Source organism: Janthinobacterium sp. UMAB-60 (assembly GCF_900095235.1).
In the GTDB taxonomy this organism is placed as follows: domain Bacteria; phylum Pseudomonadota; class Gammaproteobacteria; order Burkholderiales; family Burkholderiaceae_D; genus Janthinobacterium.
The window spans coordinates 154,348-165,625 of the sequence record NZ_LT607484.1 but is presented as its reverse complement, the minus strand read 5'-3'; the positions used below and the strand labels follow the sequence as shown (position 1 = coordinate 165,625).

Sequence of the window (11,278 nt, the reverse complement as noted above, 5' to 3'; positions counted from 1 at the left end):
GTTAATCCGCAGGTCCCTGGTTCGAGTCCAGGTCGGGGAGCCAGAATTCGGAAGGCCATGTTGAAAAACATGGCCTTTTTTGTTTTCCGGCGCCGTCAGCAGGGCTGGCCGGTGCGTGATCGCGTTTTGCGCTATCCTGAATGCATCACTTCAGGAGCCCCTTCCCATGACTTGTACCTCCGCCTTGCGCCACATCGTCCTGTGCGACTTTCTCGATGGCGTCACGTCCGTCAAGCACGCCGAGCTCGTCTATGAGTTTTCCCAACTCAAACACCGCATTCCTGGCGTGCGGCAATTTGAATGGGGGCCGAACGTCAGCCCGGAAGGCCTCGATGATGGCTTTACCGATTGCTTTACCCTGACCTTCGACGATGCCGCTGCGCGCGACGTGTATCTGACCCATCCGGCCCACCTGGCCTTTGTCGAGCAGCTCAAGCCATGGCTGGGTCGCGTGCTGGTCTTTGATTACTACCCGCAAGAGCATCCCGGCTGACCGCAGCCGGGCAGGGTGACGTCGGGAAAATACACATTTTTCAGAGGGAAATCTGGACATCGTAAAATTTACCCTATAAAATGCGGCCTCTTTTCCCTGATAGCTCAGTTGGTAGAGCGACGGACTGTTAATCCGCAGGTCCCTGGTTCGAGTCCAGGTCGGGGAGCCAGAATTCGAAAGGCCACGTTGAAAAACGTGGCCTTTTTTGTTATTGCGGCACCAGCGCGTGGTTTGGGGCAAGATAAGATTCCCCCTATGGAAATCTGGACAGCGCCAGGTTTGGCCTATATAATACGGCCTCTTTTCCCTGATAGCTCAGTTGGTAGAGCGACGGACTGTTAATCCGCAGGTCCCTGGTTCGAGTCCAGGTCGGGGAGCCAGAACATGTAGCAGCAGAAAGCCCAGCCTTGAACGGTTGGGCTTTTTGCGTTTCGGGGCCCGCATGAGGCGCCCGTGTCGCCTGCCCTTGATCCGCCGCACGGAGGGCCAGGCATCCGGCGATAGACTAAAGGGGACAAGGCGTTGGCGGGTCTGTCATCGCTTTCAACTTCGGGGAGAGGCTGACATGGATGAAGTCACAGGCGTGGGGCCGGCAACGATCGTGCTCGTGCATGGCGGTTTTGTCGATGGATCGGGCTGGGAAGGGGTCTACCGGGTGCTGCGTGACGATGGCTGTCATGTTGCCATTGTGCAAAACCCGACGCTATCGCTGGCGGACGACGTGGCCGCGACCCGGCGGGTCATCGCCGCAGTGCCGGGCCCCGTGGTCCTGGTCGGTCATTCGTACGGCGGCGCCGTGGTTACGCAAGCGGGGAACGACCCCAGGGTCAAGGCATTGGTTTATATCGCGGCGTTCGTGCCGGACCAGGGCGAGTCTGTCGATTCCTTGCTGAAGCATGCCCCGCCTGGCGCGCCGCTGCCGCCGATCTTGCCGCCGCACGATGGTTTTCTGTTGCTCGACCAGAAAAAGTTTGCGGCCGCCTTCGCGGCCGATGTACCCAAGGGAAAGGCCGACTTCATGGCGGCATCGCAAGTGCCCTGGGGAATGGATGCCTTGACCGGAGTGGTCAGCGCGCCGGCCTGGAGGAGCAAGCCCAGCTGGTACCTGGTCGCGACCGGTGACAAGATGATTGCACCGGCGATGCAGCGCGAGATGGCCCAACGAGCGGGCTCGAAGGTGGTCGAAGTTGTCGGTAGCCATGCCATTTACATTTCGCAAGCCCATGCGGTGGCGTCGCTGATTCGCAAGGCCGCTGCCGGCATTGCCTGCGAGTGAAACAGACGTACCCTGGCCAGGTTGGCGGCCGTCCTGCTCACCGGCGGATCGCCGTGGAAGGCCGTGCCATATTTCGCATGTACGCCGTGCTGCATGCGGGCCACGTCGAAGGTCAGCGGCATGGCGCCGCACTCCACACCAGCTGCTCCTGCACCTTCTCTTTCGCCTGTACCTGAAATCCCAGCCGCAAATACAGCTTGCGCGCGGCCGTGTTATTGCCGTTGACGCCAAGGCGGTTCTGCAACTGCTGCGCTTCGGCCGGCGCTGCCGGTAGCCATGCAACTGCATGCGCCGCTGCATGGCGATCAATACTTCGATAAGGGCAGGCTCGGCCGGCATCTGCCGCAGATCATCGCGCGTGGCACCGTACGCCGTACAGCGCGGCGGCGAAGGTCGTGCCTCGTCAATTGCCCACTACTGTTGCGGTAGCCATACTCCATTGGCAAACAATTTATTTCTGTAGGATAATGGTGGAACCGGTTCCATATGCGTAAATGCAATGTAATGCAATCATCCAAGTCAACAAAACAACAAGTCTTGCGGGAGTCTCATGAACCATCCAGGCAGCGAACCATCTGCAGCATCCGTTTCATCCCTTCCCCGCATCAGCCGCCGCCACGCCCTGATCGGTCTGGCCGCCTTGCTGGCGCAGGCCGGTTTCTGGAGCAATCCCCTGTCCGCCGCCATGCCGTCGCCGGCCAGTGCTGCGGCGCCCGGCCTGGCGCCCGCCACCATGCTGTTCTACACCTTGTCGCAAACCATCACGGGCCACCGCGATTTGTCCGCCGCGACGGCGGCGCGCATCGAGCAAGCCATGCGCAGCAACGTGCCCGGCTTTGCCGATCATTTGCCACGGCTGGGCGCGCTGCTCGTCACGGGCCAGGAAGCCAAGGCGCTGCTGGCGGCCGCCACCGCCGCGGACGCCGGCTTGCGCGAGCTGGCGCTGGCCATCGTCGCCGCCTGGTACACGGGCACCGTCGCCGGCAACGCGGCGCAGGGCACGAAGTCCATCGTCGTCGCGTATGCGGAAGCGTTGATGTACCGCACGGTGGCCGATGGCCAGGTCGTGCCCACCTATTGCAACTATGGCCCCCTGTGGTGGCTGAAGGCGCCGCCGGCCGTGCGCGTCTCCGCGCCCGTGGCGCCAAAACCCGTACCGGCCCCGGCCACCACCGGCACTCCCGAACCGAAAGGCAAGCAAGCAAAATGAAATCACCGCAATTCAAGAGTAATGGCGACGTCGTCGCCGATGTCGTCATCGTCGGGACCGGTGTCGTGGGCGCCATGATGGCCGATCAGCTGGCCGCCCAAGGCCACTCCGTGATCATGCTGGAAGCGGGCCTGCGCATCGAGCGGGGGCAAGCCGTGGAAAACTGGCGCAACATGCCGTTCGAGAACCGCGTCGGTTCCGACTTCCAGGGCTTGTATCCGCAGGCGGACAATGCGCCCGCGCCCCTGTATTTCCCAAAAAATAATTATGTGGAATTGTCCGGCCCCAGCGGCAGCAGTTTCCAGCAAGGCTATCTGCGCACGGTAGGCGGCACCACCTGGCACTGGGCCGCGTCGTGCTGGCGCCACTTGCCGACCGACATGCGCATGAAAAGCGATTACGGGGTAGGGCGCGACTGGGCCATTTCCTATGAGGAACTGGAGCCGTACTATTGCCGCGCCGAGCAGGAAATGGGCGTGGCCGGCCCCAACGATCCGGCGCAGCAGTCGCCCACCGAGCGCAGCAAACCGTATCCGATGGACATGGTGCCCTGGGGCTATGGCGACAAGCGCTTCGCCGAAGTGGTCAACCCGCACGGCTACCGCTCCGTGCCGATTCCGCAAGGGCGCTCGACGCGCCCATGGCAGGGCCGTCCCACTTGCTGCGGCAATAACAATTGCCAGCCGATCTGCCCCATCGGCGCCATGTACAACGGCATCCACCACGTGGAGCGGGCCGAGCTGAAAGGCGCGGGCGTGCTGGCCGAGGCTGTCGTCTACCGCATCGACACGGACCAGAACAACCGCGTGACGGCCGTGCATTGGTATGACGCCAAGAAACAGTCGCACATGGCGACGGGCAAGGCCTTCGTCATTGCCTGCAACGGCATCGAAACGCCGCGTTTGCTGCTGCTGGCGGCCAACCAGAACAATCCGAACGGCATCGCCAACAGTTCGGACCAGGTCGGCCGCAACATGATGGATCACTCGGGCTTCCACTGTACCTTCCTCGCCAATGAACCGATCTGGACGGGCCGTGGCCCGGCGCAAAGCAGCTGCCTGGTAGGGCCGCGCGACGGCGCCTTCCGCGCGCAGTATTCGGCCAACAAGATGATCCTGAACAACATCACCAGGGTCGGACCTGCCACCCAGCAATCGTTGAAGCTGGGCCTGGTGGGCAAGGACCTCGACGATGAAATCCGCCGCCGCGCCGCGTTTGGCGTGGACCTGTCGATCAGCCTGGAACCCTTGCCTGAAGCGCACAACCGCTTGACCTTGAGCAAGACGCGCAAGGACCCGCTGGGCCTGGCCTGTCCCGACATTTATTACGACGTGGGCGACTACGTGCGCAATGGCGCGAAGGCCGCGCATGCGCAGCTGGAACACATCGGCAAGCTGTTCGGCGCCGTGGAATTCCATATCACCGACAGCCTGAACGCGAATAACCACATCATGGGCGGCGTCATCATGGGTTCGAACCGTCTTGATTCCGTGGTCGACGGCAATTGCCGCGCCCACGACCATGCCAATTTGTGGCTGCCGGGCGGCGGCGCCATGCCGTCGGCCAGCGTCGTCAACACGACCCTCAGCATGGCCGCGCTCGGCTTGCGCGCGGCCGACGATATCGCCCGCACCCTGGCAAGGGAGGCAGCATGATGCGCCGTTTCTTGCTGGGCCTGACCCTGGCGGCCGGCTTGCCGCTGGCCGCGCGTGCTTTACCACCTGTGCCACCGGCGCCGCCCGTCACCCTGACGCCGGACCGTCCGGCCGCGCCGGCCGCAAGTGCAGCCGCCAAGCCCGATGCACGGCTGGAGCGGGGCCGCTATCTGGCCATCGCGGCCGACTGCATGGCTTGCCATACGGCAGCGGGCGGCAAGCCGTATGCGGGTGGCTATGCCATCGATTCGCCGCTGGGCACGATTTATGCGACGAATATCACGCCATCGAAAAAAGGCGGTATCGGCCATTACACGGAAAGCGACTTTGCGCGCGCCTTGCGTGCGGGCGTGCGTGCCGATGGCAGTCATCTGTACCCGGCCATGCCCTACACCAGCTATGCGATGCTGACGGATGCGGACGTGGGCGACCTGTATTACTACTTCATGCAGGCCGTTCAGCCCGTCGATGAACCGGCGCGCCAGACGGCCCTGCCATTCCCGTTCAACGTGCGCCTGTCCATGCTGGGCTGGAACACCTTGTTCCTCGACAATAAACGCTTTGTGCCCGATCCGGCGAAGAGCGCGCAGATCAACCGCGGCGCCTATCTGGCCGAAGGCCTGGCGCACTGCAGCGCTTGCCATACGCCGCGCAACGCGCTGATGGCGGAAATCGGCAGCCAGACCCTGGCGGGCGCGTCGCTTGGTTCCTGGCATGCGCCGAATATCACCTCTGACAAGGTCAGCGGCATCGGCGCCTGGACAGATGCGGAAATCGCTGCTTACCTCAAAACAGGTCACGTGGAAGGCAAGGGGCAGGCGGCGGGCGGCATGGCCGAAGCCATCCAGAACAGCCTGCAATTCTTGCGCGACGATGACGTGGCCGCCATCGTCGCGTACTTGCGCACGGTGCCCGCCGTGCGCGCGCCGGGGCAGACCAAGGCTGCGTTCAGCCATGGCAGCGCGGCCAGCGAAGAACCGCTGCTGCGCGGCATGGCCAGTTCCACCGAGCACCACTCGCTCAACAGCGGTGCCGTGCTGTTTTCCGGCTATTGCGCCAGCTGCCATTCGGCCAGCGGCGCCGGCAGCATGGGCCAGAGCTATCCGGCCCTGTTCAACAACACGGCGACGGGCGGCGCCACGCCGGCCAACCTGGTTTCGGCCATCCTGTTTGGCGTCGAGCGCAAGATCGAAGGGGAAGAACACGAAGCGTTCATGCCCCGTTTCGACCAGCGTTCGTATGTGCAGCCGTTGACGGACGAGCAGATCGCTTCGATCGCCAACTACGTGCTGAAACAGTATGGCAACCCGGATGTGTCCGTCACGCCCGCGTATGTGGCGCAGGCGCGCAGCGGCGGCGAAAAACCGCTGCTGGCACGCGTGCAACCGTTCATGCTGCCGGGTGGCATCGTGGGCATCTTGCTGCTGATCGCGCTGTTTGTGTGGCTGCGCCGGCGCCGTCAAGTCAAGAAATAGGCGTCGGAGCCGTGGCGTATCGGCGGCGAATATGAACGTTGGGCGCAACTTGCAGTAAAATGCAGGCTGAAAAATGGTTACGAGCAATCGTAGCCATTTTTTATTCTGGCCCGATCCTGCTTTCGCTCATTTGAAAATTGACAATGTCTCATTCCCTGCATCACCAATTTTTACGTTTCGCCGCTGTCGGCGCTTCCGGCACGGCCGTGCAATACAGCGTGCTGTGGGGCGGCGTGGAATGGGCCGGCATCAGCGCCGCCGCCGCTTCCGGCATCGGCTACATCCTGGGTTCCGTCGTCAACTACCTCCTCAATTACTTTTTCACGTTTAAAAGCGACAAGGGCCACGGCGAGGCGGCGTCCAAGTATTTCACCTTGCTGGGCATCGGCTGGTGCATCAATACGGGCCTGATGTGGCTGCTGGTACACCAGCTGGGCTGGTATTACTGGCTGGCGCAGGTGCTGGCGACGGGTATCGGCCTGATTTGGAATTTCGCGGGCAGCCGCTGGTGGGCCTTCAAGCCGGCCAGCGCGCCAGGCAAGTAATCAAGTAAGCAAGTAAGTAGTTGTTGCAAGAAAAAAAGATGCGCATAGTCCAAGACCAGGCGCGCGGTTTTACCAAAACAAGGGGTTAATCATGCAGTTCCTGGAACGCTATTTCAAACTGAAGGACAACGGAACCAATGTGCGCACGGAGCTGCTGGCCGGCCTGACCACATTCCTGACGATGGCCTACATCATCTTCGTCAACCCGTCCATCCTGGGCGATGCGGGCATGCCGAAAGACGCCGTCTTCGTTGCCACCTGCCTGGCGGCCGCCATCGGCACCCTGATCATGGGTTTGTACGCGAACTATCCGATCGCGCTGGCGCCGGGCATGGGCTTGAATGCATATTTCTCGTACACGGTGGTCAAGGGCATGGGCATGAGCTGGGAAGTGGCGCTGGGCGCCGTCTTCATTTCCGGCTGCCTGTTCATTCTGGTCAGCCTGTTCAAGGTGCGCGAGATGATCATCAACAGCATCCCGCCCGCGCTGCGCACGGCGATCACGGTGGGTATCGGCCTGTTCCTGGCCATCATTTCGCTGAAAAGCGCCGGCATCGTGGTATCGAACCCCGCCACCATCATCGCGCTGGGCGACTTGCACCAGGCGGCGCCCATCCTGGCCATTCTCGGTTTCTTCATCATCGTTGCGCTGGACCGCCTGAAAGTGCCGGGCGCCATCCTGATCGGCATCCTCACCATCACCATCGCCAGCTTCTTCTTTGGCGGCAACCAGTTCAACGGCATCGTCTCGGCGCCGCCCGCCATCGAGCCGACCCTGTTCAAGCTCGACATCATGGGCGCGTTGTCGATCGGCATTGTCAACGTGGTGCTGGTGTTTTTCCTGGTGGAATTGTTCGATGCGACGGGTACCCTGATGGGCGTTGCCAACCGTGCCGGTTTATTAAAAGACGGCAAGATGGAACGCATGAACAAGGCCTTGCTGGCCGACAGCACGGCGATTGCCGCCGGCGCCTGCCTGGGCACGTCCAGCACCACGGCTTTCGTGGAAAGCGCGGCCGGCGTGCAAGCGGGTGGCCGCACGGGCTTGACGGCCGTGGCCGTCGCGCTGCTGTTCCTTGGCAGCCTGTTCTTCGCCCCGCTGGCACACACGGTGCCGCCGTACGCGACGGCGCCAGCGCTGCTGTACGTGGCGTGCCTGATGCTGCGCGAACTGACGTATATCGACTGGGATGACAGTACGGAAAGCATTCCGGCCGCCATCACGGCGCTGATGATGCCGTTTACCTATTCGGTGGCCAGCGGCGTGGCGTTCGGCTTCATCACCTACGCGGTATTGAAACTGTTGACGGGCAAGGGCAAGCAAGTATCGGTGGTGGCCTACATCATCGCCGCCATCTTCCTGTTCAAGTTTATCTACCTGGGCGAATAGCGAGTTTGCCGGCAAGCATGTGACAAGGCCGCCCGTGCACCAGCAGGGCGGCCTTTTCTTTTGCTGCGGCTTACATCAGCAGCGCCGCCACCAGGTCTTTCCTGGTGTCGCCGGCGCTGCCGTCGAAGCGCAAGGCCGCTTCCACATGCGTCAGGTGCTCGACCATCAAGCGCGCTGCCAGGTCCGCGTCGCCGCTGCGCGCCGCTTCCAGAAAACGGCCGTGTTCGTCGTACGAGCAGGCGGCGGCATGGCCGGACTGGTACAGCATGGTGATCAGCGAACTGCGGCCCACCAGTTCGCGCACGATATCGCGCAGCACGGCGTTGCCGGCGATGTCGGCCAGCAAGACGTGGAAGTCGCCCAGCAGTTGCGAGCGCAGCGGCGTCGCTTGTGCCAGCGCCAGGCGCTCCGCTTTCAGGTGCCGCTCCAGCATGCGGTAGTCGGCGGGTTTGGCCCGCGCGACGAATTCGCGCGCCAGGGCCGCTTCGATGATGCGCCGCGCGGCGAAGATGTCGCGCGCTTCCGCTTCGGTGGGCTGGCTGACGAAGGCGCCCTTGTCAGGCACCATGCGGATCAGTTTGTCTTTGGACAGGATCAGCAGGGCGGCGCGGATCTTGGTGCGGCTGACGCCATACAGCCGGCACAGCGCCTCTTCGCGCAGCCGCGTACCGGGCGGCAATTGGCGCGCCACGATGGCGGCCGCGATATGCTCGGCAATTTCCGCCGAGCTGTCGCCGCTGCCGGGCTTGTTCACCAGGGATGCGCTTGATTCTGTCATGTCGGGTGAGAGCAGTCAGCCAGGGGCAAGGATGAGCCTTGCAAGCGCATGCCGGCAGCGGGGTGGTCGACGCCCCGCTGCCGGCATGCCGTTAGTGCCTTGCGTGTCGGCAAGGCCTGGCTATTCTACTATCTTGCGTGGCGCCGCGCAGACGCACCCAGCCACCTGGCAATGCTTGTTCCTTGGCGGCGTATTTTGCTGGCCATGCAGATTGAAACTGGACATGCGAAATTTTGACGTATATAATTCGGCCTCCTTTCCCTGATAGCTCAGTTGGTAGAGCGACGGACTGTTAATCCGCAGGTCCCTGGTTCGAGTCCAGGTCGGGGAGCCAGAACAAGCAGTAGCAAAGGGCCACGTGGCAACACGTGGCCCTTTTGTTTTGCGCGCGCGGTTTCCCGTTCACGCCATCCAAGCTTTCAGTGCCTTAACGACGTGCGCGATGCCGGTCTGCTGGTGGCAGGGGCATGCTCAGTGTTTCCCGGATCAGGGATCAACAAACACGTCGAAACGCACTTTGAGCGGGCTGCCCCAGGAGATTTCCACCCAGGCCAGGAAACCGCCGTTATATGGCGCGATGTTGTACACGGCCATGCGGGCGGCGCCAATGAAACGATCCTGGGGAGTCGCGGCATATTCGCTGATATTGAGAAATACGCGCGAATTGGCCTTCACGTTGGCATTGGCGAAGTTGACCGAAGGATGCACGCCATTGGCGGTCCACGTGTAATAGGTGGTGAAGGCGGCGGAGCTCAAATTCAGATCCTGTGCCGCCGCGCCTTTTGCACTCTTGCCTTCCTGCTCCATCGGCGCATCTGTTTCTTCCAGTGCCAGGTTGCTGCCGGTGCGATGTTCTACTTTCATTTCCATGATGTACTCCTGATCGATAGTTTGGACGCCGCGCCTGACGTCGCGTGGCAAGACGCCCTATCTGTTGCCGTGACGGCCAGTGTCACGTCCTGGCTGATAAGGTAGCCGCCTGCTCCATGCTGTTGGAGTAAGCCATTCTAGGCAAACGCGCGGGCAAAAAGCGCGCCGCGCCACCGGAAAAACGGCGCTAACTTGTGCTGGCGCAAACACCTTGCAGGCAAGGGGCAAGATCTTTTCCCGTTGGCTATTTTTATGGGGGCGCCACGCATGTCGCGCAGGACAATGGCACAATAGGCGCAGCCGACCTGTCGATGCGCAACCCGTTGCGAGCCTAGCCCATGCCGATACTGAACCTGAGTGCCGAAACTGATATCTATTACGAGCTGATCGACGGCGACCCCGCCAAGCCCTGTCTGGTATTCCTGCACGAGGGGCTCGGCTGCTGTGCGATGTGGAAAGATTTTCCCGCGCAACTATGCCAGGCGACGGGCTGCCGCGGCTTGCTGTATGACCGCCACGGCTATGGGCAATCGTCGCCGCTGGCGGCGCGCCGCCAGCTCCATTATTTGCACGACTACGCGCTGTGCGAGCTGCCGCAAGTGCTCGCCGCACTGCTGCCGGGACAGGACCATTTTCTCATCGGCCACTCCGATGGCGGCAGCATCGCCCTCATTTATGCGGCGCAGCAGCCGCCGCGCTTGCGCGGCATCATCACCGAAGCGGCGCACGTGTTTGTCGAGGGCGTCACGCTCGATGGCATCCGCGTGGCGGACGCGGCGTTTGGCGCCGGCAAGCTGCGCGCGTTGGCGAAATACCATGGCGACAAGACGGAATCCATCTTCAAGGCCTGGTCGGATACCTGGCTCAGCTACGGTTTCCAGTTCTGGAACATCGAATACCTGCTGCCTTCCGTCGAATGTCCGGCGCTGGTGCTGCAGGGCAGCGAGGACCAGTACGGCAGCGCGGCCCAGGTCGACACGATCGTGGCGCAGGCCCTCAACGCCGTGCCTGCCATGGTCGAACAATGCGGGCATGCACCGCACCAGGAGCAGCCACAGGCATTGCTGGCGCTGATGGAAGGCTTTTTGCAAGGCCGCATGGACGCGGCCGCTCACCCGAGAAACACATGCTAGACCACCCCGATCACCGGGTATTGACCAGCCGCGACAGGCGGACCTGACGTCCCAGCGGCCGCGTCGACCTCAATGGCAGGCGGGATCGCTGTCCCAGCGGCCCGAGCAGATGCGCGAGCGGCACAGCATGCCTTCGATCAGGCCCAGCTGCTTGCAGCGTTGCAACAGTTCCGCCGTTTCCTGTTCCTGTTCTTGCTCCCGCTGGCGCAGCACCACGTCGCGCACGGGCTTTGCCGTGCCTTCCTGCCGGTGCGCATGGGCCACCATCGCCGTCAGCAAGGCGACGTCGCTGTCGCCGGGCGCTGCGGCCGGCCTTTGCCCCTGCGGCCGCGCGGGCGGTGCCGTCTTGCGTGGCGCACTGGCGCTCGCGCTTGCCGTTGTGGCAGCGACCGCAGGCAAGGGCGGGGCCGCCGTATTGACGATGGTGGCCGCCTGCGCCGCGTGCGGGGCCAC

At 62.7% G+C, this 11,278-nt stretch carries 11 protein-coding genes, 3 tRNA genes and 1 pseudogene; 11 read left to right on the top strand and 4 right to left on the bottom strand.

The features are described 5' to 3' along the window. Nucleotides 1–166: 166 nt before the first annotated feature. From K0F86_RS06655 to K0F86_RS06640, 4 genes are all read left to right on the top strand, one after another. Nucleotides 167–493, top strand: coding sequence for a Dabb family protein (locus K0F86_RS06655; protein ID WP_219133684.1), 327 nt, complete (start codon nt 167–169; stop codon nt 491–493). A gap of 93 nt (nt 494–586) precedes the next feature. Next, nucleotides 587–662 (top strand) — tRNA-Asn (locus K0F86_RS06650). A 135-nt stretch (nt 663–797) separates the two neighbouring features. Continuing rightward, a tRNA-Asn gene (locus K0F86_RS06645) sits at nt 798–873 on the top strand. 185 nt (nt 874–1,058) lie between these two features. Then, nucleotides 1,059–1,769, top strand: a complete 711-nt coding sequence (locus K0F86_RS06640) for an alpha/beta fold hydrolase (protein WP_219133681.1) — start codon at nt 1,059–1,061, stop codon at nt 1,767–1,769. Nucleotides 1,770–1,881: 112 nt separating this feature from the next. On the opposite strand, the gene K0F86_RS27395 is transcribed toward K0F86_RS06640, so the two are convergent. Next, on the bottom strand, nt 1,882–2,013 hold the full coding sequence (locus tag K0F86_RS27395) for a hypothetical protein (protein WP_257572013.1): 132 nt from the start codon (nt 2,011–2,013) through the stop codon (nt 1,882–1,884). Between the two features lie 306 nt (nt 2,014–2,319). On the opposite strand from K0F86_RS27395, the gene K0F86_RS06635 reads away from it, so the two are divergent. From K0F86_RS06635 to K0F86_RS06615, 5 genes are all read left to right on the top strand, one after another. Then, nucleotides 2,320–2,979: a sorbitol dehydrogenase family protein gene (locus K0F86_RS06635; protein WP_219133680.1), complete on the top strand. Its 660-nt coding sequence runs from the start codon at nt 2,320–2,322 to the stop codon at nt 2,977–2,979. Beyond that, a complete protein-coding gene (locus K0F86_RS06630) occupies nt 2,976–4,634 on the top strand; it encodes a GMC family oxidoreductase (RefSeq protein WP_219133678.1) in 1,659 nt (552 codons plus the stop codon). The genes K0F86_RS06635 and K0F86_RS06630 overlap by 4 nt, the downstream gene beginning before the upstream one ends. Further along, the gene (locus K0F86_RS06625) at nt 4,631–6,109 is read left to right on the top strand and encodes a cytochrome c (protein WP_257572012.1); all 1,479 of its coding nucleotides are present in this window, start codon (nt 4,631–4,633) and stop codon (nt 6,107–6,109) included. The genes K0F86_RS06630 and K0F86_RS06625 overlap by 4 nt, the downstream gene beginning before the upstream one ends. Before the next feature lie 143 nt (nt 6,110–6,252). After that, nucleotides 6,253–6,654 (top strand): GtrA family protein, encoded by a 402-nt coding sequence (locus K0F86_RS06620; RefSeq protein ID WP_219133677.1) that lies wholly within the window; start codon nt 6,253–6,255, stop codon nt 6,652–6,654. 91 nt (nt 6,655–6,745) lie between these two features. Beyond that, nucleotides 6,746–8,044, top strand: coding sequence for an NCS2 family permease (locus tag K0F86_RS06615; protein ID WP_219133676.1), 1,299 nt, complete (start codon nt 6,746–6,748; stop codon nt 8,042–8,044). A 70-nt stretch (nt 8,045–8,114) separates the two neighbouring features. Here K0F86_RS06615 and K0F86_RS06610 read toward each other — a convergent pair whose 3' ends face one another. Then, nucleotides 8,115–8,822 carry a GntR family transcriptional regulator gene (locus K0F86_RS06610; protein WP_219133675.1) on the bottom strand — a complete coding sequence of 236 codons (708 nt, stop codon included), beginning with the start codon at nt 8,820–8,822 and terminating at the stop codon, nt 8,115–8,117. Nucleotides 8,823–9,080: 258 nt separating this feature from the next. On the opposite strand from K0F86_RS06610, the gene K0F86_RS06605 reads away from it, so the two are divergent. Then, nucleotides 9,081–9,156: transfer RNA gene (locus K0F86_RS06605), tRNA-Asn, on the top strand. Nucleotides 9,157–9,308: 152 nt separating this feature from the next. On the opposite strand, the gene K0F86_RS06600 is transcribed toward K0F86_RS06605, so the two are convergent. Beyond that, on the bottom strand, nt 9,309–9,743 hold the full coding sequence (locus tag K0F86_RS06600) for a hypothetical protein (protein ID WP_219133673.1): 435 nt from the start codon (nt 9,741–9,743) through the stop codon (nt 9,309–9,311). A 287-nt stretch (nt 9,744–10,030) separates the two neighbouring features. Here K0F86_RS06600 and K0F86_RS06595 point away from each other — a divergent pair, with 287 nt between their 5' ends. Beyond that, complete coding sequence (locus tag K0F86_RS06595) at nt 10,031–10,825, top strand: alpha/beta fold hydrolase (protein WP_219133671.1); 795 nt, start codon at nt 10,031–10,033, stop codon at nt 10,823–10,825. A gap of 69 nt (nt 10,826–10,894) precedes the next feature. Here K0F86_RS06595 and K0F86_RS06590 read toward each other — a convergent pair. Continuing rightward, nucleotides 10,895–11,278 (bottom strand): annotated as a pseudogene (locus K0F86_RS06590) (hypothetical protein); the annotation flags it as partial.

Bases quoted from the DNA above. Each gene is read 5' to 3' on its own strand.
- K0F86_RS06610 (WP_219133675.1), bottom strand. From the start codon at position 8,822: ATGACAGAATCAAGCGCATCCCTGGTGAACAAGCCCGGCAGCGGCGAC.
- K0F86_RS06615 (WP_219133676.1), top strand. From the start codon at position 6,746: ATGCAGTTCCTGGAACGCTATTTCAAACTGAAGGACAACGGAACCAAT.
- K0F86_RS06655 (WP_219133684.1), top strand. From the start codon at position 167: ATGACTTGTACCTCCGCCTTGCGCCACATCGTCCTGTGCGACTTTCTC.
- K0F86_RS06640 (WP_219133681.1), top strand. From the start codon at position 1,059: ATGGATGAAGTCACAGGCGTGGGGCCGGCAACGATCGTGCTCGTGCAT.
- K0F86_RS06595 (WP_219133671.1), top strand. From the start codon at position 10,031: ATGCCGATACTGAACCTGAGTGCCGAAACTGATATCTATTACGAGCTG.
- K0F86_RS06635 (WP_219133680.1), top strand. From the start codon at position 2,320: ATGAACCATCCAGGCAGCGAACCATCTGCAGCATCCGTTTCATCCCTT.
- K0F86_RS06620 (WP_219133677.1), top strand. From the start codon at position 6,253: ATGTCTCATTCCCTGCATCACCAATTTTTACGTTTCGCCGCTGTCGGC.
- K0F86_RS06625 (WP_257572012.1), top strand. From the start codon at position 4,631: ATGATGCGCCGTTTCTTGCTGGGCCTGACCCTGGCGGCCGGCTTGCCG.
- K0F86_RS06630 (WP_219133678.1), top strand. From the start codon at position 2,976: ATGAAATCACCGCAATTCAAGAGTAATGGCGACGTCGTCGCCGATGTC.